Origin of the sequence: Amycolatopsis thailandensis, assembly GCF_042723255.1 — a bacterium.
Classification (GTDB): Bacteria; Actinomycetota; Actinomycetes; order Mycobacteriales; family Pseudonocardiaceae; genus Amycolatopsis; species Amycolatopsis thailandensis.
Map to the genome: position 1 here is coordinate 1 of NZ_JBHXJK010000079.1, position 20,403 is coordinate 20,403.

A 20,403-nucleotide genomic window follows, 5' to 3' on the forward strand; every position below is an offset into this window, starting at 1 on the left:
TGAGACGACCGGCAACCCACCCTGCCCACCACCCCACCACAAGATCAACAAGCCCCACCAAGATCACCTAACAAACACACCGGTGGATCCAGGTTCACCGTCCCAAATCCTCCACCGTCGATCCCGCATCAGAGCGAACCGCCGCCTAAGCGCAGGTCAGACGTAGGTGCACAAAAACCTCAGGCCCCCCTGAGGGAGCCAAAGTCCCTCAAGGGGGCCTTCACGGACATGCGCCGGGTGCGAAGGTCGAGGTTCCTCGGCTGAGCCGAGGGAAGGGGGCCTTCACGCGGCGGTCCCTGTGGCTACTGGTGCATCTGGGGCGAACGTGGCGATCACGCTGTCAGTGAAGGCCTCCTTCACTACCTTCAGCGTAGGCAAGGAGGCCTTCACGGACTGCCGCCCGACCCCGGGCGGAGGTGGTCAAACCGCATTTAGAGGACTAACTGCGACGGGGAGACACTCGAGCATCGCCGCCGCAGGGAAGCGCGAAAGTCGCCATAACTGTCGGTGTGGACCCGTACGGTCCCAGGCATGACTCTGCGCTCAGCACTCTGGCTGCCGATCTTCGACGAGCTGGCCGATCCGGCGATCATCGCGCGCCTCGCCGCGGAGGCCGAGGAAGCGGGCTGGCACGCCCTGTTCGTCTGGGACCACGTCCGCTGGAACGAGCCGGTGCGCGCCATCGCCGACCCGTGGATCACGCTCGCCGCCGTCGCGTCCGCCACGGAAAAGCTCGTCTTCGGCCCGATGGTCACGCCGCTGGCGCGACGGCGCCCGGTCAAGCTCGCCCGCGAGACGGCCACTTTGGATCGGTTGAGCGGCGGAAGGCTGATCCTCGGCGCGGGGCTCGGCAGTGATCGCTTCGGCGGGGAGTTCTCGAAGACCGGCGACGAGCTGGACGACCGCAAGCGCGGCGAGATGCTGGACGAGTCGCTGGAGATCCTCGCCGCCGCCTGGTCGGGCGAGCCCGTTCGGCACCACGGCGAGCACTACACGGTCGACGACATCACTTTCCTGCCTCGTCCCGCGCGGCCGGTTCCCGTGTGGCTGGCGGGTTTCCCCGGGAAGACGAAGCCGATGCGCCGGGCGGCGCGGTACGACGGCTTCTTCCCGGTGAACCTGCCGCACGCGGACGAGTTCGCCAAGGCGGTCGAGACCATCACCGCGCTGCGCGAAGACGACACGAAGCCCTACGACTTCGCCATCGGCGTCCCCGCGGGCACGGATCTCGATCCGTACGTGAAGGCGGGCGCGACCTGGTGGATGGCCGAATTCCCGTGGGACGACCTGTCCGTCGACGCGGTGCGAGGCGTACTCAGGGAGGGTCCCGCTTGACCCGGTCTTTAATAACTCTTTACCGAGTGCGATACTGGACCGACGAGGGGAGTACTTCCCAAGGGTCTGCCCGGTCAGTACGGACACTCCGCCAGTGTCCCCGGGAGGCCGCCCCACCGGGGTGAAGGAGACCTCGAACTTCGAGTTCGAGGAGGCTCCATGTCCGAATCCGTGGGATCGCCGGGGTTGTGGGCGATCAGTATCGCCGTCCTGCTGGCTCTGCTCGTCGCCGATTTCGCCGTGACCCGCAAACCGCACGAGGTGTCGATGCGGGAGGCCGCCGGCTGGTCGGTCTTCTACCTCGCGCTCCCGGTCGTGTTCGGGCTCTGGTTGTGGCTCGAATTCGGCGGTGGCCAGGCGGTCGAGTTCATGACGGGGTTCGTCGTCGAGAAGTCCCTGTCGGTGGACAACCTGTTCGTCTTCATGCTGCTGCTCGCCGCCTTCGCGGTCCCGCCGGCCGTACAGCAGCGTGTCCTGCTGTACGGCATCGTGGGCGCGCTGGTGCTCCGCGGCGTGTTCATCGCGGCCGGAGCCGCGATGCTCTCGGCGGGTACCTGGGCGTTCCTCGTCTTCGGCGCGATCCTGCTCGCGTCGGCGGTCAAGATCCTGCGTGAGGCCCTGTCGAAAGACGAAACCGAGAAGGACCTCTCCCAGTTGCGGTCGGTCCGGTTCCTGCGACGGCTGATGCCGGTCACCGACGACTACCGCGGCACCCGGCTGACCGTGCGCGAACACGGGCGCCGCGCGCTCACCCCGCTGGCTGTCGTGGTCGTCGCGGTCTTCGCCACCGACGTGGTGTTCGCGGTCGATTCGGTGCCCGCCGTCTACGGCATCACCGAAGACCCGTACCTCGTGTTCGCCACCAACGCCTTCGCCTTGCTCGGCCTGCGCGCGCTGTACTTCGTGCTTCACTCCGCGCTGGCGAAGCTGGTCCACCTGAACCACGGTCTCGCGATCATCCTCGCGTTCATCGGGGTGAAGCTGGTCCTGCACTGGGCGCACGGGGTCTGGCCCGCCGTGCCGCAGGTCCCGACCCCGGTCTCGCTGGGCGTGATCATCGCCGTCCTCGTCACGGTCTCGTTCACCAGCATGTACGCGCGCCGCCGCGAAGCCGCCAGGACGGCACAGGAGTGAGCGATGATCACCGGACTCGTCGTCGGCTTCCTGATCGACCTCGCCGTCACCGCGCTCTTTCTCGGCGCGTTGCTCCTGGTCTTCGCGGCGATGCGGCCACCCCGGCCGCCGCCGTGACCCCGGCGGTGGGTGTGTCGGGACGTCCGAACCGGCGGCCTGTCCGGTACGACCGGTACGCTCCCGTTGGTTGAGAAGACAGCCGTCTTCTGTTCGCACGCCGGAAAACCGGTGAGGAAAGGTGGCTGTCCGTGTCCAACGCCGTGCGCCACGGCGAGCAGTCCCCACCCCGTAGACCCTCACCGCAGCTGGATCGTCTCCATGTCCTGCTGATCGAGGACGACGACGGCGACGCGCTCCTGGTCGAAGAGATGCTCGCGGACGCGGCCGAGAGCCTCGAACGGGTCGTCCTCGAGAGGGCGACCACGCTCGAGCAGGTCCTCGCGCGGCCGATCACGGCCGACTGCGTGCTCCTCGATCTCCAGCTGCCGGACGCGACCGGTCTGACCGGGTTGACCCGGCTGCGGCAGCACGCGCCGTCGACGGCGGTGATCGTCCTGACCGGTCGCGAGGACGAAGCGCTCGGCGTGTCCGCGCTGGGTGCCGGCGCGCAGGACTACCTGGTCAAGCATCACGTCGACGGCCAGCTGCTGGCGCGGACCCTGCGCTATTCCTGGGAACGCAGCCGTGCCGAACGCGTCGAGCAGCAGCTGCTCCAGCATCAGCTGCTGGCCAGGGAAAACGCGCGCCTCGAACGCGGCCTGCTGCCGACCCCGCTGGTGACCGATCCCCGGCTCGGGCTCGCGGTGCGATACCGGCCCGGCCGGAACGGGGCGCTGCTGGGCGGCGACTTCTACGACGCCGTCGAACTCCCCGACGGCACCCTGCAGCTGGTCATCGGGGATGTCTGCGGGCACGGCCCGGACGAGGCTGCGCTCGGTGTCGCGCTGCGGATCGCGTGGCGTTCGGTGGTCCTGGCCGGGCTGCCGATGGCGGAAACGCTGGCGATGGTGGAAAAGATGCTCCAGCACGAGGCGCTGGGCCCGTTGTTCGCCACCGTCTGCATGATCACCGTCGCACCGGACCGCCGGTCCCTGCGGATGACGCTCGCCGGGCATCCGCAGCCGCTGCTGGTCGACGACTCGGGCGGCAGACTGCTGTCCAGGGAGGCGCTCGGCCCGCCGCTCGGCGTCGCGCCCGGCACCGGGTGGCGGGAGCTGACGGTGCCGATGGGCCCGCGATGGTCGCTGCTGCTGTACACCGACGGCCTGTTCGAAGGGCGCGTCGAGGGCAGCGGGGAACGGGTCGGGCTCGAACGGATGGCCGCCACCGCGCTGGACAGCCTGACCGCCAAGGGCGGCTCCGACGAAATGCTCGACCATCTGATCAGCGAGATGGACGTCCTGCACGGCGGGCCGCTGGACGACGACGTCGCCCTCGCCCTGCTCACGTTCGATTCCGGGGAGCCGCCTCGATGAAGCCCGCTTGGTCGATCAGCCGCTGGGCCGCGCTGTCCGGGGTGATCGCCACCCTGCTGCTCGGCGGCGCGATCGTGGCCGGGTCGCTGGCGTTGACGAACCTCACCGACTCGCGCGCCAGGCTCCTGGACGTGACCGGCCCGCAGGTGCTGCAATCCACCTCGCTCTCCACGGCGATGCTGAACCAGGAGACCGGCGTTCGCGGCTACATCCTGGCCGGACGACGCGAGTTCCTCGAGCCCTACCAGGACGGGTTGAAGGCGCAGGACAAGGCCGTCGCCGAGTTGCGGCGGCTCGGCGCCACCCCGGGCACCGCCATCGGCGACGACCTGGGCAAGGTGCTCGACGCGGCGACGATCTGGCGCCGGGCGGTCATCGAACCCGTGCTCGCCGGCGCTCCCGCCACCGGCGCGCAGGTGGACGCGAGCAAACCGCTGTTCGACGAGGTCCGCGGTTCGCTGAGCGTGTTGCAGAATCGCCTGGAAGCCGAACGGCTGGACGCGCGGGAGGATCTGTCGTATTCCGCCGACGTCCTGCGCGCGATGCTCATTGTGATCGCGGTCCTGCTCTGCGGTGCGCTGGCGCTGATCTTCCTTGTCCTGCACCGGAAGCTGATCAAGCCGATCCGGCGGCTGGCCGTCGAGGTGCGGGACGTGGCCACGACCGACATCCACCGCGAGGTCCGCGGCTCGGGCCCCAAGGAGATGCGCGAACTGGCGTCCGATGTGGAATCGCTGCGGTCGCGGATCATCGCGGAGGTCACGGATCTGGAGCGCGCGCAGGAGACGATCGCCGTCCGGACCCGCGAGCTGGAGCGGTCGAACTCGGATCTGGAGCAGTTCGCCTACGTCGCTTCGCACGATCTGCAGGAGCCGCTGCGCAAGGTGGCCAGCTTCTGCCAGCTGCTCCAGAAGCGGTACCAGGGGAAACTGGACGAACGCGGGGACCAGTACATCGGTTTCGCCGTCGACGGCGCGAAACGGATGCAGGCGCTGATCAACGACCTGCTCGCCTTCTCCCGCGTCGGACGCCGTCCGGGGGAGAACGTCCTGCTGGACACCGGAAACCTGCTGGACACCGCGCTCGGCAATCTCGAAGACGCGATCACCGAATCCGGCGCCCTGATCACGCACGGGGACCTTCCCGCGGTGCTGGGGGAGAAGTCCCTCCTGACCGCGGTCTTCCAGAACCTTGTCGGCAACGCGATCAAGTTCCGGGGGGAAGAGCCGCCCCGGATCGAGGTGTCCGCCGAGCGTGACGGCGCGGACTGGCGATTCTCCGTCAGCGACAACGGAATCGGCATCAACGACGAGTACGCCGAGCGGATCTTCGTGATCTTCCAACGCCTGCACGGCCGCGGCGACTACCCGGGCACGGGGATCGGCCTCGCCCTGTGCCGCAAGATCGTCGAACACCACGGCGGGAGGATCTGGCTGGACACCGCCGTCACGGCCGGGACCCGGTTCTGCTTCACCCTGCCCGCAGCCCAGACCCCCAGCGAAGGAAACGAGCAAGCATGACCGACTCCCTGGAACCGATCCACATCCTGCTGGTCGAGGACGACCCCGGCGACGTCCTGATGACGCAGGAGGCGTTCGAGCACCACAAGATCCGCAACACGCTTTCGGTCGTCTCCGACGGTGAGCAGGCCTTGCAGTTCCTGCGCCGCGAAGCGCCGTACGAAAACGCGGAACGGCCGGGCCTGATCCTGCTCGACCTGAACCTGCCCCGCAAGGACGGCCGCGAGGTGCTCAGCGAGGTCAAGGCGTCGCCGGAGCTGCGCAGCATCCCCGTCGTCGTGCTCACCACGTCCGAGGCGGAAGAGGACATCCTCCGCAGCTACGACCTGCACGCCAACGCCTACGTCACCAAACCGGTCGACTTCGACCGGTTCATCGACGTGGTGCGGCAGATCGACAACTTCTTCGTCACCGTGGTGAAGCTTCCCCGCTGACCCTGCCTGCCTCAGGGGAAGCGGATCGCGGTGATCCCGGCCAGCACGAAGAACACCAGCACCACCAGGGTTCCGCTCTGCCCGCCGGACGAGCTGGTCACGACCTGCTCGACGGCGCCGGTCAACCGCACGCCGCAGTCCGCGACGACGGTGTGCCTGCCCGCCTCGATCCGGGTGAACTCGACGGCCGCGGTGAAACCTCCGGTGACGTCGGCGTAGGCGCCGCCGACCCGATCGCCGTCCGACGTCAGGGTGACCCGCTCACCGGGCAGACAGCCCTTGCCGGTCGCCGACAGTTTCTCGCCGGGCTGCACGCTCGAACGGTCGAGGACCAGGTCGTTCGCCTTCGGCGGGGTGCTGCTCGTCGACGGGACGTCCGTCGACGGCGGGGGAGTGTCCGTTGTGGACGGCGTTGTCGTCGTCGTGGGCGAGGTCGTCGTGGTGACGGGGGTGGTCGGCGTGGTGGTCGTCCCCGGTCTGGTCGGGGTGGTCACCGGAACCGACGGTTTCGTGGTCGGAGGCACCTTCGTCGTCGTGGGCGAGGTGGTCACGGTTCCGGTCACCCGGAAGGTCGCGTTCCCGGTCAGCGGCTGACCGGTCCGCGCGTTCGTGCAGTTGCCCGTGACGGTGTAGCTGCCCGGTGTCGCGTTGCCCGGCACCGTCGCACCCACCTGTCCACTCGGGGCACTGACCGAGGTGATGGACGCTCCCGCCCAGGTGAAGGAAATCGGCCCTTTGCACGGGGAGAAATTCCAGGAAATGGTGAAAGAACTCCCGGCGGGTCCGCTCGAAGGTTTCAAACCAACCGTCGATTGATAAGGGGACTGTTGCGCGTTTCCCGCTCCCACAAGGGAAAGCAGGAACAACAACCCGGTCACGGCGCCGAATATCAGGCGAACCACGATACGCATTGGGACGTCCCTCTCCGGTAAGTACTCGCTGTAGCATTCCGGACCAGTCGGATTACGCAAACAGGGGATACGCAAAATGGGACGTGTCATCGCGGCAGGGGTTGCGTTGGGGCTGTGCGCTGTCCTCTCGGGCTCGCCACCGGCCATTGCGGACAGTGCCGGAAGCGGCGGGCTCGACCTCGCGGTCACCCTGGACGACCGGCCCATCACCAACGCCACGGTGATGATCGATCCGGCGAAGCAGATCGAACTGACCGTCACGGCGTCCAACAGCGGCGGGACGCCGGTCAAGGTCCGCAGCGTGCGGGTGTCCGGCGTCGCGCTCGCGCTGACCTTCTTCGCCTACGACACCACCGCGCCGTTCGAGGTCCCCGCGCACAGCCGGGTCACCAGGACCTTCGTGCTGGACATGGCCGACCTCTCCGGCCAGGCGATCGGGCTGCTCCCGTCCACGGTCGAACTGCTCGACGCCCAGCGCGGCACGCTCGGCGAGGCGGCCACGGTCGCCGACATCCGCGGGTCCTTCTGGTCCGTCTACGGCGCTTTCGGCCTCGCGATGCTCGTGCTCACCGTGCTGGCGTGGCTGACCGCGCTGCTCGCGCTCGCCCGCCACCGGCTGCCCGTCAACCGCTGGCGACGCGGCCTGCGCTTCCTGCCCGCCGGGTTCGGCACCGGGCTCGTCGCCGTCGTCTCGCTGTCCGTGCTGCGGCTCGTCCCGCCGGAACCGGCGATCGAGATCCCGGTGGTTCTCGGCGCCGCCGTCATCGCGTTCCTGCTCGGCTACCTGACCCCGCATCCGGCGCCCGTGCCCGACAACGACGAAACGGTCCGTTTCCCCGACGCCACCAAGGAATTCAAACCGTGAGCGCACCCGCCGAGGTCGTCGCGGCGCTGCCGCAGTACGAGATCGGGGCCGCGATCGGGCAAGGCGGGATGGGGGTCGTCTTCGCCGGCGTCCACCGGTCGCTGCGCCGCGACGTCGCCATCAAACAGCTGCCGTGGGACGTGCTGAACCACGCCGTCAGCAGCGAGCTCTTCGACCGCGAAGCGCGAGTGCTGGCCAGCCTCGACCACCCGCACATCGTGCCCGTGTACGACTACGTGCGCACCGGCCGCGAGCACCTGCTGGTGATGGAGCGCCTCGACGGCGGCACGGTGCACAGCCGGTTCCAGAGCGGGGGAGTCGGCCCCGAGCAGGCCTGCGCGATCGGGCTGGCGATGCTCGCCGGGCTCCACGCGGCGCACGAAGCGGGCGTCCTGCACCTGGACGTCAAGCCGAAGAACCTGCTCCTCAGCACGCAAGGCGTGATGAAGGTCGCCGACTTCGGCATCGCGAAGGTGATCAGCGAGGGCGCCACTCTCGTCACGCACGGCGGCGAAGTCCTCGGCACGCCCGCCTACATCGCGCCGGAGCAGGCGCTGGGCAACGCGCTGAGCCCGGCGGCCGACGTGTACTCGGCGGGCACGGTGCTCTACGAACTGCTGTCCGGGAAGCTGCCGTTCGACAACACGCGGGGCGCGATCAGCATGATGCGCCAGCACATGTTCACCGACCCGCGGCCGATCGACGGCGTGCCCGCGCCGATCGCCGGCGTCGTCATGCGCAGCCTCGCGCGTGAACTCGACTCCCGTTACCGCGACGCGGAAACCTTCGCGGCCGACCTCGCCTCCGCCGCCACCGCCGTCTATGGGCAAGGCTGGCTGGAACGCTCCCGGGTGCCGGTCCGGCATCTCACCCCGCGGGTGATCTCGGCGCTCAGCACGCCGGTCGCCGCGCCGGCCCCGGTCGGGGACGGTCCGACCCGGCCGGTTCGCCGACCCGCCCCGGATCCGACGCTGTCGGCGACCCGCGCGACGTTCGAACCCGAGTCCCGGGCCGACGGCCGCCCGGGGGCGGTGCTCTGGTTCCGGCTCGTGGCGGCGCTCGCCGCGGTCGCGCTCGTGGTGCTCGTGCTGCTCACCCCGGAACGGCTGTCGCACGAGGCCACGGCGCTGAAGATCGACGGCGCGGACGCCTCTTCGGCGACCGTGGACCTCAGCAAGACGTTCGCGGTGACCGGCCCGGGAACCCCAGGGGACCTGACGCTCGAGCTTTCGGCGGCGGGCATCCCGCTCGGTTCGGCGTCGGCGGTACCGAAGCCCGACGGCGACGGCTTCCGGGCCGACCTCAGGTTTCCCGGGCTCACCCGGTGGATCGTCGGCGGCGCCGTCACCGCGACGGTGACGACGGACGGCGTCCCCCAGTCCTTCACGGTCGTCACCCGGCAGCACCCGCTCGCGAGCGCGCTCGGCGCGGGCAGCCTGATCCTGGCGCTGTTCGCCTTGGCGTATCTGGAATCCGGGCTGCGGACCCTCCGCAACGGCCATCGCTGGCGGGGTGCGCTCGTCGGCGGACCGGTGCTCGGCCTGCTGTTCGGCGCGACGGTGTGGCTGTGCGTCTCGGCCCTGCGAGTGCACGAGCCCGCGGTGGCGTTCGGTGTCGGCTGCGCGATCGCGGGTGCGGTGGCCACGGGCTTCGTGGTCGCGGCCGCCCGCGTCCGGCGCACGCGCTGAACCCGAGGGGTGGCCCGTTGCGAAGTCGCCATCTCGGCCCTCGATAAGAGCGTCGGGTGACCCACCCGGGGGCGGCCCGTCGCGCGGGCCGCCCCCGTTCCGGGATCAGGACTTGCGGTGTTTGCCCTCGTCGTCCGTGACCTCGAACTGTTCCTTGCGGACCTTGCCGGAGATCGTCTGGTCCTCGGTGACGGTCTCGGTCTTGAGCCTCGCCCGCTCGACCGCGACGGTTTCCTTGTTCACGACCGGCTTCTCGGCGTGCAGCACGACTTCCTGCTCGTCCTCGGCGATCTCGGCCTTCCCGCCGGAGGCGCCGGTGATCGGCTCCCGTTCGATGCGGACCTCTTCGTGGCTGACCGGCACGGTGACCTGCTGCTCTTCGGTGACGACGTACTTGCGCAGCCGGACGTGGCCGGTCTCGACCTGCTCGGTGCCGACGTTCAGCCGCTCCTCGGAGCGCGTCATGGTGTGCTCGGCGTCCCGGTCCTGCTTTCCGGTGCCGGCGTCCATCCCGGCCTTGCCCCGGCCCGTGCCGCCCATGGCTCCCTTGCCCGTCCCGGCGCCGGCGGTGTCCATGCCGGGGCGGCCCCGGCCCTGCGTCCGGTCGTCCATCCGGCCGTCCGGCGAGGTCCGCGGCATCGGCAGCCCGTAATGCTTGTACAGCTGCGCGCTCTCCTCCTGGGACAGGTGGCCGTCGGCTTCGATGCGGGGCGCGTCCGAGACAGCGTCCTTGTCGACGCGGACGTGCACGCCGTCCTTGTCCGTGTGCGCGCCCGAGAGCGGGACGAAACTCTCCTTGGTACCGAACAGGCCCGTCTTGACCGTGATCCATTCCGGTTGGTGCGTCGAGTCGGCGAGGTAGACGGTGCCCACCTTCCCGAGCTTGTTGCCGGTCGGGTCGACCACGGCACTGTCGATGAGTTCCTGCGGCTGCATGGTCTTCGCCATCGGTCCTGGCTCCTCTCGAACGATGCTGCTGAGAAGGCCACCGTCGGCCGGTCAAGTGATCATGGCAACCGTCGTGGTGCTCCTGTGGGTGACCCCGGAAAGTGCGGGTTTGCGGCCGCGCTCGCGGGTTAAGAGCGGGGTGTCGTCGCACGTGGGAGCGGGTGCCCGCGGCGTGACCGGGCGGCCTGGGGGATGGTGCGAAGGTGTGAATCTCGCATCCGCCGAAAATCGGATGCGCCGCCCTTCGGGCCTGTCCTACTCTCTCGATCGTGATGCAGCAACTGCTGTTCCTCTGAGGAACGACGCCTCCACCGGTACCCGCGAGCCGCGGTACCGGAGCTTCTTCCTGCTCATCACTTTTCATCGGAGGCAGTTCCTTCATGTCATCCCCTCTTTCGCCCGCGCCTGTGCGCGCGGCACACGTCCGCCTGTCCGGCGTCCACCTGTCTTTCGGGGGACGGCCCGTGCTGTCCGGGGTCGACCTCGTCGCCGCGGCGGGCGAGCGCGTCGCCCTCGTCGGGGAGAACGGCCGCGGCAAGACCACTCTTCTCCGCGTTCTCGCCGGTGAGCTGGCCCCCGACCAGGGCGAGGTCCACCGCTCGGGTTCGGTCGGCGTCGCCGACCAGCAGATCCCGCTCGGCGCGACCGACACCGTCGGCGCGCTGATCGACCTCGAACTGGCCGAAGTCCGCGGCGCGCTGGCCCGCCTGGAAGCCGCCACCGAGGCGATCGGCGCCGGTCGTCCCGGTGCGGACGACTTCTTCGCCGCCGCGTTGGCCGACGCCGAGGTCCTCGACGCGTGGGACGCCGACAGGCGGGTCGAGGTGTCACTGGCCGCCTTGAACGCCGTCGACGACCGTGACCGTCCACTCGGGACACTGTCGGTCGGGCAACGCCACCGGGTCCGGCTGGCCTGTCTGCTCGGCGCGGGACATCCCGTGCTGCTGCTCGACGAGCCGACCAACCACCTCGACGCCGCCGGGCTCGAACACCTCACCGAGCGGCTGCGCGCCCATCCGGGAGTGGTGGTCCTGGTCAGCCATGACCGGGCGTTGCTCGCAGACGTGGCCACCACGGTGGTCGACCTCGACCCGTCGAGCGACGACCGGCCGCGTGTCCACGGCGGTGGCTACGCCGCCTATGTCGAGGCCCGGCGAGCGGAGCGTGCTCGCTGGGAGGCGTCGCACGCCGAGCAGATCGCCGAGCGGCAACGGCTGGCCGACGACCTGAGCGCGGCGCGCAACCGGTTGCGCGACAACTGGCGTCCGCCCAAGGGCACCGGCAGGCATGTCCGCGCCACTCGCGCGCCAGGGCTGGTCCGCGCGGTCCACCGACGGCAGGAGGACCTGGCCGAGCACGTGGTGGCGGTCCCGCCGCCGCCCGTCCGGTTCGTCATGCCCGAGTTGCCGGAGCGGCGCGGCGCGACCCTGCTCCGCGCCGCCGGGGTGACGGTGGCCGGACGGCTCACCAGCCCGGTCGATCTGGTGTTGGAAAGCGGTGATCGGCTGGTGATCACCGGACCCAACGGCGCGGGCAAATCGACGCTCCTGACCGTGCTCGCCGGAGAACTGGAGCCGGAGACGGGCACGGTCACCCGCTCCCGGTCGGCCAGGATCGGGCGGCTGGCGCAGGAATCCGACCTGCCCGCCAGGCGGACGGCGACGGAGTTGTACGACGAACAGCTCGCCAGGGCCGGGACTTCCGGGCCGGGCCTGGGCGAACTGGGTCTGCTCGGCGGCTACGACCGACGGCGACCGGTGGCCGAGCTGTCGGTCGGCGCGCGGCGGCGGCTGGATCTCGCGCTGGTGCTGGCCCGCCGTCCGCATGTGGTGCTGCTGGACGAGCCGACCAACCACCTGTCCGCGACCCTCGTCGACGAGCTGACCGCCGCGCTCGGGACCACGCCGGCCGCGGTGGTGATCGCCACGCACGACCGGCAGTTGTCGCGGGACACGGAGTCCTGGCCGCGGCTCGCGTTGTGATCCGTCAGCCGCGGTGGGCGAGGGTGTAGCGCACGGTCTGCGCCAGCACCACGCTCCCGTCGGGTTCGCGCAGCGGTTCGAGCTCCGCGAGCACGGCCTGGCGCACGGCGTCGAGGCGGTCTTCGGGGACCAGTTCCCAGAACATCCGCTGGCCCTGTGACCAGGACCAGTCGATCCAGTGCCGGGGGTCGGCGAACTTCACCGGGTAGACACGTTCCTCGGACGTGACACCGGTGAAGCCCGCCGACTCCACGGCCTGGCCGAAACCCTCGACGGAGGCGAACAAACCGGCCCTGATGGCCAGTGTCCAGGCCAATTCCGCCGGTACGAACGGTTTGAACACCTCGCGCACGCCCGCCCACCGGGGATCGTCGGCGCCGAACGTCGTCACCCCCATCCGGCCGCCGGGTTCGACCAGGCGGTGCCACGACCGCAGGGCGGCGACCGGATCCGGCAGGAAGAACACCACGAAGGACGCGAGGAGTACGTCGAACCCGGCGTCGGGCAGCCTGGGTTCTTGGGCGTCCATAAGGGAAACCGAGGCGTTGGTTCCCCGCTCCCGAATGTCTCTCGCGGTGCGCTCGATCATTTCGGCGGAAAGGTCTATGCCCAGTACGGATCCGTCCGCGCCGACCCGCTCGGCCGCCGGGAACAGCACCGCGCCGCGTCCGCAGCCGACGTCCAGCACCCGTTCACCGGGGACGAGTTCGACCCGGTCGAGCAGTTCCCTGGCGAACACGCGGAAGAAGTCGACTCCGAGGGCGTCGTAGGTCTTCGCCGTCCTGTCGAACAGGAGCGCCATCGCCTGCCGGGTGTCCGTGGTCATGCGCAGGACGATGGCCCGGCGAAAACCGTGTTGTCAACGGACGGCCCGGATTTGTCACGGCGCTCTGGGCGGTGACACCGGGAATTCGTGCCGGGGTGTCAAAGTCCCTTCAGCCCTCTTCAGAAGGCGCGGGAAACCTGGGTGAGGACGATCAGCCCGCAGATGATCAGGTTCTTGATCTTGTGGTCCACCAGGATGGCCACGAATTCGCGGATGGTGGCGCTCGGCCAGAAGTACCAGGCCGTCGGCGATCCGATGACCTGGCCGTTCACCTTGGCGCGGCGGGCGATGAGGGCGGCACGGAGTACGTGGAAGTTGTTCGTGACCACCGTGCACCGGTAGTCCGCCTTCTGCTCCTTCATGATCTCGGCGCTGAAGGTGAGATTCTCGAACGTCGTCCGCGACCGATCCTCCAGCAGGATCCGTTCCCTCGGCACCCCGTTTTCGACGAGATACCCGGCCATGGCGTGGGACTCCGGCAGATCCTCGTCGGGGCCTTGTCCGCCCGAGGTGACCACCATCGGTTCGCGGCCGCGGCGAGCCTCGGCGTCCACGACGCGTTTGGCCCGGTTCAAGCGGCCGGCCAGCAACGGCGGCACCCGGTGACCTTCCAGCAGTCCCGAACCCAGTACCACGATGAAGTCCACGCCCTTCTCGGTGCGGATTCGGCCGTAGACGATCGAATAAAGAAGGAAACAGACGAAAAGGAACGAGACATAGACGAGGATTCCGTTGAGGCTGCCCCGGACGATGTCGAGGGGCTCCCAAGCCAATTGCGTGACCGTCACGTTGAAAACGATGAGCGCGCAGATGCCGAGACCCGTCAGCAGCGAAAGCACGTTGGCCAGACGGCGTCCTTCGCGGCGGAGCATGGTGATCCCGTTGCAGATCAGGAAGATCGTCAGCGCGAGAACCGTCGGGATGATGAGCAGGATCACGCCGAACGCGACGAGGCTCGCCGCCTCGGGCGATGCCGAGGCGAGTAGCGCGATGAAGGTGATGCCGAGGAACAAAAGCGCGAAGAAGAGATAGAAACCGTTTCGCAGACGACGTCGGTCGCGAAGGAAACTCACCAGGAACGCCGCGCAGCACAGAGCGGCGATGGCGAAGGGAATTGCGGCGGCCCTCACGGGATCTCCAGCTTCGACGGGTTCGGCGTGGTCGCCGGTGGACCGGTCACGCGGTGCGGCGGAATTAAAACACACGGCCGAGCCATCGCGGTCGCCCGCGGTCGGCGTGTCGCCTTCCTTGTCCGGCGGTGGTTGTTCGAGAGCGGCTCTCCGGCCGCTGGACACCGGGAGGCCGCCCCCGCACACCCCGCCGGGTACCGCGGTTGACCGGCTGCGCCGATGGTGGTGTCCGGCTATTCGGGGATGTGCAGCCATCCGAATTCACCGGGGTCGGGGATGTCGCCGCGCTTGTCGACATCTTCACGGATTCGCTCGAGCCACTCGCCGGGCGTGCCCTGCCACGTCTCGAAACCAGGATCATGCGCAGTGAGGTCGCCGACGCACACGTTTCGAGCGAACAGGTCCTTGAACATTCCTTCGGCAACTTCGGTGATCTGCCGCAAACTCGCTCCGGCGCCCAAGAGATTGCTTGCCGAAACAAATATGTAGTTGATGGGAACCCAGTCACCTTGAGCGTACTCGGTAAAGTAGTCGAGTTCTTCCTGGTACTTCTCGTCTGCGTTCATCAGTAGCTCACTTTATGTGGAAACGTTTCATGTCAACGCCTGACACGCCGTTAATGTCAATAGTGGCGCCCCCTGAACCGCTGTATGTTCGGTAGACGACCTGCTGCTTGGGGTCAGTGCTGATCTCCCAGAATTCCACAGTTCCTTTCGGTGTTTCATAAACCTTGGTTGGTGCGCCGAGGTTGTCGTGGAAGTGTTGCCGGACTTGGTTGAGCTGCGCCTCGTCGATGAGGCGTACTCCTTTGCTGTCCTCCACCCCGAGCAGATTGCCACGATTGTCCGTGATGCCCTGCTGAACTCTCTCAACCCGGGCTTCGGGTGTGCTGGCGGGGGTGCCGGGACGATGTTCGGCCGGTGCGTCCGCGTCGTGATGTTTCCGCCCGGCCAAGTCTTTGAGGAGTTTTCCCGACCCGAGGCCCACGAGCAGGCCGCCGGTGATCTTGCCGAGGGCGCGGTCGCCGTGGCCGTTGGCCCAGTCGTCCCAGGCGGTGATGGCTTTGAAGGTTTCGACGGGGTGCATGACGTTGTGCGCCATCGCCGCGACCGTTCCGCCCGGGTCGGAGATCGCACCCCAGAGGGCTTCACCGGCGCCGGAGATCGAGTCCCGGATACCGCCGTAGAAATTGGCGTCCGCCTGCCTGCGGGAGTCTTGCGGGGCCAGCGACGCCTCGACCCGCAAGGCTTCCGTGCAGCGGTCACCTGCTTCGGCCAGCTGACGGCGTGCCCGCTTCAGGATGTCGCGGGCTGCCTGCCGATGTGCCTCGCCGGGGTCGGTGAACGCCGGTGGTTGGACGACGGTGGGATCTCCGCGTTCGGCGTTGGCCCGCGTTCGGGTCTGCGCGTCGGCTACCGCGCGGTCGTATGCCTGTTCGGCCTGCTCGGTAGCGGTATCGCCGCGCTGCCATTGGGCGATCGCTTCGGCGGCTTGGCCCTGTGCCCACGCCAAAGTGTCGGCGTAGGCGGTTAGGGCTTGAGCGGCGTTGTCGAGCGAGTCGTCGGCTTGCATCCAGCGCGGGACTTCAGTCTGGTGGTCCTCGTGAAATCGGTCCGAGGCCGGGCCATGCCATCCGCCGGTATCGATCCGCTTCAACGCATCGCCGACCGCGCCCGCCGAGCTCGCCCGCGCCTCGAGGACTCGGGCGTTCTCGTAGACCGCCGGCGGGTCGCCGGGAATCAGTGCTTTCGAGTCGGTTGTCTGGCCCAGTTCCGCCATCAGCGGCCACCGAACCGGGGCGCCACGTCCGGTGTGATCGCGTCGATGCCCGGATCGGTCTTCAACGCGCCGGTGTTGTCGTGTTCGACCGCGCGGTATGCCTGAGCGGCGTTGCCGAGCAGGGTTCCGAGGTCGTTCGCGCGGTCCGACAGCGCGTCGATCCCGACGCTCCAGCTACCGCAGAATTCGGCCAGAGCGTCGTGCACGCCGTCGTGGCCGTAAAGCGGTGGCTCGCCACACAAGCCACGTAGCTCGAAGCTTTCCTGGTCGTGCACGATCTGGCTCATGTTCTTCGAGGCGCCTTCCAGTACCTCGATCTCGACGTGAAAGCCTGGACCATCCATCTCGGAGCCCCCTCCATTTCCGGTCTCCGCGTCGCTATCCGGTGATATCGGGACGCGGCGGCCGTTTCCCTGCTTGCGTCCATGTCCTCGCGATGACGTCCGGGGGCGCCATGCGCGACAAGATGGGGAACCGATGGTCTTCGTGTGGATCAACCATCAGACCGATGCCCGGCGGGACGAGTTCCAGCAGATCGGCTCCGGTCGTGGACAGGTAGTCACAATCCCAGGCATGGCGGGCCAGGCGTTCCAGCGTGGAGAACACCAGCATCCACCGGCCGCGCTCGCCTAGATCTGTCACCCACAGTCCAGGCTTCTCGGGCCGCTGCGCGTACACGATGGCACCGGCGAAGACGTCCGTTAGTTCACCCGGCCCTCGCTTGCCGTCCCGCACCTCCTGCGCGACGACTGCCAGCCTCGCCTCCGGAGTCACGGCAATCAGTGTACATACTGCAACGGAGCGTAACCGTACTTCTGACCAGCTTCCGCAGATCAGCCACGACCTCGGACGGACTCACTTCACCAGCTCACCGCTGGCGCCGCACCGGCCGCTCGTCCCAGACCGGCTCCGGGGTTTCCCGCACCTGGCCGTCCGAGCCGAACACGAGGTACCGATCGAAAGAGCGCGCGAACCACCGGTCGTGCGTCACCGAGATCGTGGTGCCTTCGTACGCTTCCAGCGCCTGCTGGAGCGCTTCCGCCGAAGCGAGGTCGAGGTTGTCGGTCGGCTCGTCCAGCAGCAGGGCGGTGGCCCCGCCGATCTCCAACAGCAGGATCTGGAACCGCGCCTGCTGGCCACCGGACAGTTTCTCGAACCGCTGGTCGCCCTGGCCGTCGAGTTCGTACCGGCGCAGGATGTTCATCGCGGGCCCGCGGCCGCGTGCGTGGTCGGTCCAGAGGATGTCGACGAGCGTGCGCCCGAGCAGTTCGGGATGGGCGTGCGTCTGCGCGAAATGCCCGGGGACGACCCGGGCGCCGAGCTTCCACAGCCCGTCGTGCGCGACGTCCTCACCGGCCAGCAGCCGCAGGAAATGCGACTTGCCGGAGCCGTTCGAGCCGAGCACCGCGACCCGTTCGCCGTAGAAGATCTCCAGGTCGAAGGGTTTCATCAGGCCGCGGAGTTCGAGGCCTTCGCAGGTGACGGCGCGGACGCCGGTCCGGCCGCCGCGCAGGCGCATGGTGATCTTCTGTTCGCGCGGGGGAGCGGCGGGCGCTCCGGCCTCCTCGAACTTGCGCAACCGGGTCTGCGCGGCGTGGTAGCGCGAAGCCATCTCGTCGCTGCGCGCGGCGTACTGACGCATGTCGGCGACGAGTTTCTTGAGCTGGGCGTGCTTTTCGTCCCAACGACGGCGGAGTTCTTCGAAACGTTCGAACCGCTCCGTGCGCGCCTGGTGATAGGTGTCGAAGCCGCCGCCGTGCACCCAGACGTCGCCGCCGGCGGGGCCCGGTTCGACGCTGATGATCTTCTTCGCCGCCCGCGCGAGCAGTTCCCGGTCGTGCGAAACGAACAGCACGGTCTTCTGCGTCTCGCGCAGCCGCGCCTCCAGCCACTGCTTGCCGGGGACGTCGAGGTAGTTGTCCGGCTCGTCGAGCAGGAGGACGCCGCAGCCGCCGAGGAGCAGCGCTTCCAGGACCAGCCGCTTCTGCTCACCACCGGACAGGGTGCGCACCTCGCGCCAGCGCGCCTTCTCGTACGGCAGGTTGAGCGCCGCCATCGTGCACTTGTCCCACATGACTTCCGCTTCGTAGCCGCGAGCGTCGCCCCAGTCGCCGAGCGCCTGGGCGTACGCCATCTGGGCCGCTTCGTCGTCGCGTTCCATCAACGCGAGTTCGGTCTCGTCGACTGCTCGGGCCGCTGAGCGAAGCGCGTCCGGCGACACCGACACGAGCAGGTCCCGCACGGTCCGTTCGTCGCGCACCGACCCGACGAACTGGGGCATCACGCCGAGCCCGCCGCTGATGGTCACCGAGCCGCCGTCGGGGGCGAGTTCGCCCGAGATCAGCCGCAGCAAGGTCGTCTTGCCCGCCCCGTTGGCCCCGACGAGTGCGCAGACGTTGCCCTCGCCGACGCGGAACGAGACGTCGCCGAGCAGCAACCGCCCGTCGGGCAGGTAGTACTCGACGTGCGCGACTTCCACGTGGCCCATGCCGCCAGACTGCCCGCGACCGCGGAAATCACGCAACGCAATATTTCCGGTAGTGTCGGTGACGTGGAGCGAACCTACTTCGGCGTGCGGCTCAAGCTGATGCTTGCGCTGTTCCTGCCCGAGTTGTTCGTCGTGCTCCCGGTCGTCGGCGGGGTCAACCCGCTGAGCCTGGTCACCGCGCTGACGGCGTCGCTGACGGTCGCCAATCCGCTCGGCCTGGCCGCCGCCCTGACAGCGTCCCTCGCCGTCGTCCTGCTCGCGCTCGCGGCGCACTTCCGTCCGGAACCGGCGGCCGCCGCGATGAAGGTGCGGGCCATCAGCCTGCGCGAACGCGCGCAACTGTTCTTGAGTCTTCGCGACCCCGACGCGCGCGGCCGCGTCCGGCCACGAGCTCCGTCACCGGGCATCTTGGCTGCCTGACCCTCTCTTCGTTCGAAGGTGAGGCAGTCACTCCTGCCCACGCACCTTCAAACGACGGAGTGACCCGTTCATGTTCGATGTCTTCCTGTACCCCGTTTCCGCCATTCTCTGGTTCTGGCACAAGGTTTTCGGCGCTGTGGCGAGTCCTGACTCGGGCCTGGCCTGGGTGCTGTCCATCGTGTTCCTCGTCTTCACCCTGCGGCTTCTGCTGGTCAAACCCGCTCTGAGCGCGCTGCGCGCGGGCCGTCGCATGCAGGCGCTCGCGCCGCGGATGCGCGAGATCCAGGAGAAGCACGGCAAGGATCGTCGGCGGATGGCGGCGGAGATGCAGAAGTTGCACGCCGAAAGCGGATCCAACCCGCTGGGCGGTTGTCTCCCGGCGCTGATCCAGCTGCCGGTGTTCTTCTCGCTGTACTGGGTCCTGCGCGATTTCGCCCCGGGCGCCCAGTCGAACCACGTTTTCGACCGCGCCGGGGTGGAGTCCTTCCTCAACGCCGATCTGTTCGGCGCGAAGCTCGGCAACTGGCTTTCCCAACCGGCGTCGGAGCTGGCCGCGTTCGGCACCGACCACGTCCACATGATCGCCGTCGGGGTGCCGCTGATGCTGATCGCCGGCCTGGCCACCTTCTTCTCGATGCGCTCGGGGCTCGCCCGGCAGACCGCGACCGCCCCGCAGGCGGCGGGGATCACCAAACTGATGATGTACCTGGCGCCGCTCGGGATGCTGGTCTCGGGCGCGTTCTTCCCGGTGCCGATCGGTGTGCTGCTGTACTTCCTGGCCACCAACGTGTGGACGCTGGGGCAGCAGCACTTCCTCACCAAGGTCGTCGACCACGAGGAGTCGGCGCGTCAGGGACCGGTCCCGCCGGGCGGCTCTACCCTCGCCGCATGAAGATCCGGACAGCGATGCGTTTCGGGGTGACCGCGGTCGTCGCCTGCCTTGTCGCGGGGTGCGGGTCGAATCCGCCGGAGCCGGCGTCCGCGCCGTCCTCGGCGGCCCCGTCCACGGCCGGTCCGGATCCGGCGCTGGTCTCCTGGGCGGGCGGGTATTGCGCTGCAGTCAAGGACATGCGGTTGATCGTCTACAGTCTGGCGAAAAGCTTCGACATCGAGTCCGAGGCGGATCTGCCGAAGGCGGCGGCGTCGCTGGAGAAGCTGGACACCGCGCTGACAGCGGCGATCGGCGGGCTCGAGAAACTGCCTCAGGCCGGGCCGCCCGCGCAGGAGGCCAATACGCTCGCGTCCGGTGAGCTGGCCTTCTATCGGAAGCTGCACGGGAAGGTGACCGAGTACCGCACCCTGCTGCCGAGAGCGGGTGTCGAATACGCCAAGGCCGCCCTCAACCTGAGCGGGGCCGACCTGGTTTCGCACGTGCCCTCGGTCGAAACCGCCAAGGTGCCGGGGCTCGACCAGGCGATGAAGGCGGACAAGGCCTGCGAGCTGGTGGGCTAGATCACCGGAAGTCGGG

Annotated in this window: 20 protein-coding genes; 11 read left to right on the plus strand and 9 right to left on the minus strand. The window is 68.6% G+C overall.

Annotated features, from left to right (window positions below; translation table 11 throughout):
* The first annotated feature begins 531 nt into the window (after nucleotides 1-531).
* From ACFWMR_RS27540 to ACFWMR_RS27560, 5 genes are all read left to right on the plus strand, one after another.
* Nucleotides 532-1,335 (plus strand): LLM class flavin-dependent oxidoreductase, encoded by an 804-nt coding sequence (locus tag ACFWMR_RS27540; protein WP_378380444.1) that lies wholly within the window; start codon nucleotides 532-534, stop codon nucleotides 1,333-1,335.
* 159 nt (nucleotides 1,336-1,494) lie between these two features.
* A complete protein-coding gene (locus tag ACFWMR_RS27545; RefSeq protein ID WP_378380445.1) occupies nucleotides 1,495-2,469 on the plus strand; it encodes a TerC/Alx family metal homeostasis membrane protein in 975 nt (324 codons plus the stop codon).
* Nucleotides 2,470-2,717: 248 nt separating this feature from the next.
* Complete coding sequence (locus ACFWMR_RS27550; RefSeq protein WP_378380446.1) at nucleotides 2,718-3,944, plus strand: PP2C family protein-serine/threonine phosphatase; 1,227 nt, start codon at nucleotides 2,718-2,720, stop codon at nucleotides 3,942-3,944.
* The gene (locus ACFWMR_RS27555) at nucleotides 3,941-5,464 is read left to right on the plus strand and encodes a sensor histidine kinase (protein WP_378380448.1); all 1,524 of its coding nucleotides are present in this window, start codon (nucleotides 3,941-3,943) and stop codon (nucleotides 5,462-5,464) included. Before ACFWMR_RS27550 ends, ACFWMR_RS27555 begins: the two co-directional genes overlap by 4 nt.
* Nucleotides 5,461-5,898, plus strand: coding sequence for a response regulator (locus tag ACFWMR_RS27560; RefSeq protein WP_378380449.1), 438 nt, complete (start codon nucleotides 5,461-5,463; stop codon nucleotides 5,896-5,898). The genes ACFWMR_RS27555 and ACFWMR_RS27560 overlap by 4 nt, the downstream gene beginning before the upstream one ends.
* An 11-nt stretch (nucleotides 5,899-5,909) precedes the next feature.
* On the opposite strand, the gene ACFWMR_RS27565 is transcribed toward ACFWMR_RS27560, so the two are convergent.
* Complete coding sequence (locus tag ACFWMR_RS27565) at nucleotides 5,910-6,569, minus strand: hypothetical protein (RefSeq protein WP_378380450.1); 660 nt, start codon at nucleotides 6,567-6,569, stop codon at nucleotides 5,910-5,912.
* Between the two features lie 316 nt (nucleotides 6,570-6,885).
* On the opposite strand from ACFWMR_RS27565, the gene ACFWMR_RS27570 reads away from it, so the two are divergent.
* Together ACFWMR_RS27570 and ACFWMR_RS27575 are read left to right on the plus strand one after the other, a co-directional pair.
* The gene (locus tag ACFWMR_RS27570; RefSeq protein ID WP_378278307.1) at nucleotides 6,886-7,674 is read left to right on the plus strand and encodes a hypothetical protein; all 789 of its coding nucleotides are present in this window, start codon (nucleotides 6,886-6,888) and stop codon (nucleotides 7,672-7,674) included.
* The gene (locus ACFWMR_RS27575) at nucleotides 7,671-9,362 is read left to right on the plus strand and encodes a serine/threonine-protein kinase (protein ID WP_378380451.1); all 1,692 of its coding nucleotides are present in this window, start codon (nucleotides 7,671-7,673) and stop codon (nucleotides 9,360-9,362) included. The genes ACFWMR_RS27570 and ACFWMR_RS27575 overlap by 4 nt, the downstream gene beginning before the upstream one ends.
* 105 nt (nucleotides 9,363-9,467) lie before the next feature.
* On the opposite strand, the gene ACFWMR_RS27580 is transcribed toward ACFWMR_RS27575, so the two are convergent.
* Nucleotides 9,468-10,310, minus strand: a complete 843-nt coding sequence (locus ACFWMR_RS27580) for a DUF2382 domain-containing protein (protein ID WP_093935058.1) — start codon at nucleotides 10,308-10,310, stop codon at nucleotides 9,468-9,470.
* A 380-nt stretch (nucleotides 10,311-10,690) separates the two neighbouring features.
* Here ACFWMR_RS27580 and ACFWMR_RS27585 point away from each other — a divergent pair, with 380 nt between their 5' ends.
* Nucleotides 10,691-12,292 carry an ABC-F family ATP-binding cassette domain-containing protein gene (locus ACFWMR_RS27585; RefSeq protein ID WP_378380452.1) on the plus strand — a complete coding sequence of 534 codons (1,602 nt, stop codon included), beginning with the start codon at nucleotides 10,691-10,693 and terminating at the stop codon, nucleotides 12,290-12,292.
* A gap of 4 nt (nucleotides 12,293-12,296) precedes the next feature.
* Here ACFWMR_RS27585 and ACFWMR_RS27590 read toward each other — a convergent pair whose 3' ends face one another.
* The 7 genes from ACFWMR_RS27590 to ACFWMR_RS27620 all read right to left on the minus strand — a co-directional run bounded on the left by ACFWMR_RS27590 (nucleotide 12,297) and on the right by ACFWMR_RS27620 (nucleotide 18,515).
* Nucleotides 12,297-13,118: a class I SAM-dependent methyltransferase gene (locus ACFWMR_RS27590; RefSeq protein WP_378380453.1), complete on the minus strand. Its 822-nt coding sequence runs from the start codon at nucleotides 13,116-13,118 to the stop codon at nucleotides 12,297-12,299.
* Between the two features lie 119 nt (nucleotides 13,119-13,237).
* A complete protein-coding gene (locus ACFWMR_RS27595; protein ID WP_093935055.1) occupies nucleotides 13,238-14,248 on the minus strand; it encodes a YdcF family protein in 1,011 nt (336 codons plus the stop codon).
* Between the two features lie 233 nt (nucleotides 14,249-14,481).
* Nucleotides 14,482-14,814 carry a hypothetical protein gene (locus ACFWMR_RS27600; RefSeq protein WP_378380454.1) on the minus strand — a complete coding sequence of 111 codons (333 nt, stop codon included), beginning with the start codon at nucleotides 14,812-14,814 and terminating at the stop codon, nucleotides 14,482-14,484.
* A gap of 7 nt (nucleotides 14,815-14,821) precedes the next feature.
* Complete coding sequence (locus ACFWMR_RS27605; protein ID WP_378380455.1) at nucleotides 14,822-16,027, minus strand: putative T7SS-secreted protein; 1,206 nt, start codon at nucleotides 16,025-16,027, stop codon at nucleotides 14,822-14,824.
* The gene (locus tag ACFWMR_RS27610) at nucleotides 16,027-16,371 is read right to left on the minus strand and encodes a hypothetical protein (protein WP_093935053.1); all 345 of its coding nucleotides are present in this window, start codon (nucleotides 16,369-16,371) and stop codon (nucleotides 16,027-16,029) included. Before ACFWMR_RS27610 ends, ACFWMR_RS27605 begins: the two co-directional genes overlap by 1 nt.
* 34 nt (nucleotides 16,372-16,405) lie before the next feature.
* A complete protein-coding gene (locus tag ACFWMR_RS27615) occupies nucleotides 16,406-16,801 on the minus strand; it encodes an SseB family protein (protein ID WP_378380456.1) in 396 nt (131 codons plus the stop codon).
* A 94-nt stretch (nucleotides 16,802-16,895) separates the two neighbouring features.
* Nucleotides 16,896-18,515: an ABC-F family ATP-binding cassette domain-containing protein gene (locus ACFWMR_RS27620; RefSeq protein ID WP_378380457.1), complete on the minus strand. Its 1,620-nt coding sequence runs from the start codon at nucleotides 18,513-18,515 to the stop codon at nucleotides 16,896-16,898.
* A gap of 63 nt (nucleotides 18,516-18,578) precedes the next feature.
* Here ACFWMR_RS27620 and ACFWMR_RS27625 point away from each other — a divergent pair, with 63 nt between their 5' ends.
* From ACFWMR_RS27625 to ACFWMR_RS27635, 3 genes are all read left to right on the plus strand, one after another.
* Complete coding sequence (locus tag ACFWMR_RS27625) at nucleotides 18,579-18,935, plus strand: DUF6412 domain-containing protein (RefSeq protein WP_093935050.1); 357 nt, start codon at nucleotides 18,579-18,581, stop codon at nucleotides 18,933-18,935.
* A gap of 70 nt (nucleotides 18,936-19,005) precedes the next feature.
* Nucleotides 19,006-19,827, plus strand: a complete 822-nt coding sequence (gene yidC, locus ACFWMR_RS27630; protein WP_378380458.1) for a membrane protein insertase YidC — start codon at nucleotides 19,006-19,008, stop codon at nucleotides 19,825-19,827.
* On the plus strand, nucleotides 19,824-20,387 hold the full coding sequence (locus tag ACFWMR_RS27635) for a hypothetical protein (protein WP_378380459.1): 564 nt from the start codon (nucleotides 19,824-19,826) through the stop codon (nucleotides 20,385-20,387). The genes yidC and ACFWMR_RS27635 overlap by 4 nt, the downstream gene beginning before the upstream one ends.
* Nucleotides 20,388-20,403: the final 16 nt, after the last annotated feature.

Excerpts from the sequence above, each read along its gene's own strand:
- ACFWMR_RS27570 (WP_378278307.1), top strand. The coding sequence starts at position 6,886 with ATGGGACGTGTCATCGCGGCAGGGGTTGCGTTGGGGCTGTGCGCTGTC.
- yidC (WP_378380458.1), top strand. The coding sequence starts at position 19,006 with ATGTTCGATGTCTTCCTGTACCCCGTTTCCGCCATTCTCTGGTTCTGG.
- ACFWMR_RS27635 (WP_378380459.1), top strand. The coding sequence starts at position 19,824 with ATGAAGATCCGGACAGCGATGCGTTTCGGGGTGACCGCGGTCGTCGCC.
- ACFWMR_RS27555 (WP_378380448.1), top strand. The coding sequence starts at position 3,941 with ATGAAGCCCGCTTGGTCGATCAGCCGCTGGGCCGCGCTGTCCGGGGTG.
- ACFWMR_RS27620 (WP_378380457.1), bottom strand. The coding sequence starts at position 18,515 with ATGGGCCACGTGGAAGTCGCGCACGTCGAGTACTACCTGCCCGACGGG.
- ACFWMR_RS27585 (WP_378380452.1), top strand. The coding sequence starts at position 10,691 with ATGTCATCCCCTCTTTCGCCCGCGCCTGTGCGCGCGGCACACGTCCGC.
- ACFWMR_RS27545 (WP_378380445.1), top strand. The coding sequence starts at position 1,495 with ATGTCCGAATCCGTGGGATCGCCGGGGTTGTGGGCGATCAGTATCGCC.
- ACFWMR_RS27605 (WP_378380455.1), bottom strand. The coding sequence starts at position 16,027 with ATGGCGGAACTGGGCCAGACAACCGACTCGAAAGCACTGATTCCCGGC.
- ACFWMR_RS27580 (WP_093935058.1), bottom strand. The coding sequence starts at position 10,310 with ATGGCGAAGACCATGCAGCCGCAGGAACTCATCGACAGTGCCGTGGTC.
- ACFWMR_RS27600 (WP_378380454.1), bottom strand. The coding sequence starts at position 14,814 with ATGAACGCAGACGAGAAGTACCAGGAAGAACTCGACTACTTTACCGAG.
- ACFWMR_RS27610 (WP_093935053.1), bottom strand. The coding sequence starts at position 16,371 with ATGGATGGTCCAGGCTTTCACGTCGAGATCGAGGTACTGGAAGGCGCC.
- ACFWMR_RS27540 (WP_378380444.1), top strand. The coding sequence starts at position 532 with ATGACTCTGCGCTCAGCACTCTGGCTGCCGATCTTCGACGAGCTGGCC.
- ACFWMR_RS27560 (WP_378380449.1), top strand. The coding sequence starts at position 5,461 with ATGACCGACTCCCTGGAACCGATCCACATCCTGCTGGTCGAGGACGAC.
- ACFWMR_RS27590 (WP_378380453.1), bottom strand. The coding sequence starts at position 13,118 with ATGACCACGGACACCCGGCAGGCGATGGCGCTCCTGTTCGACAGGACG.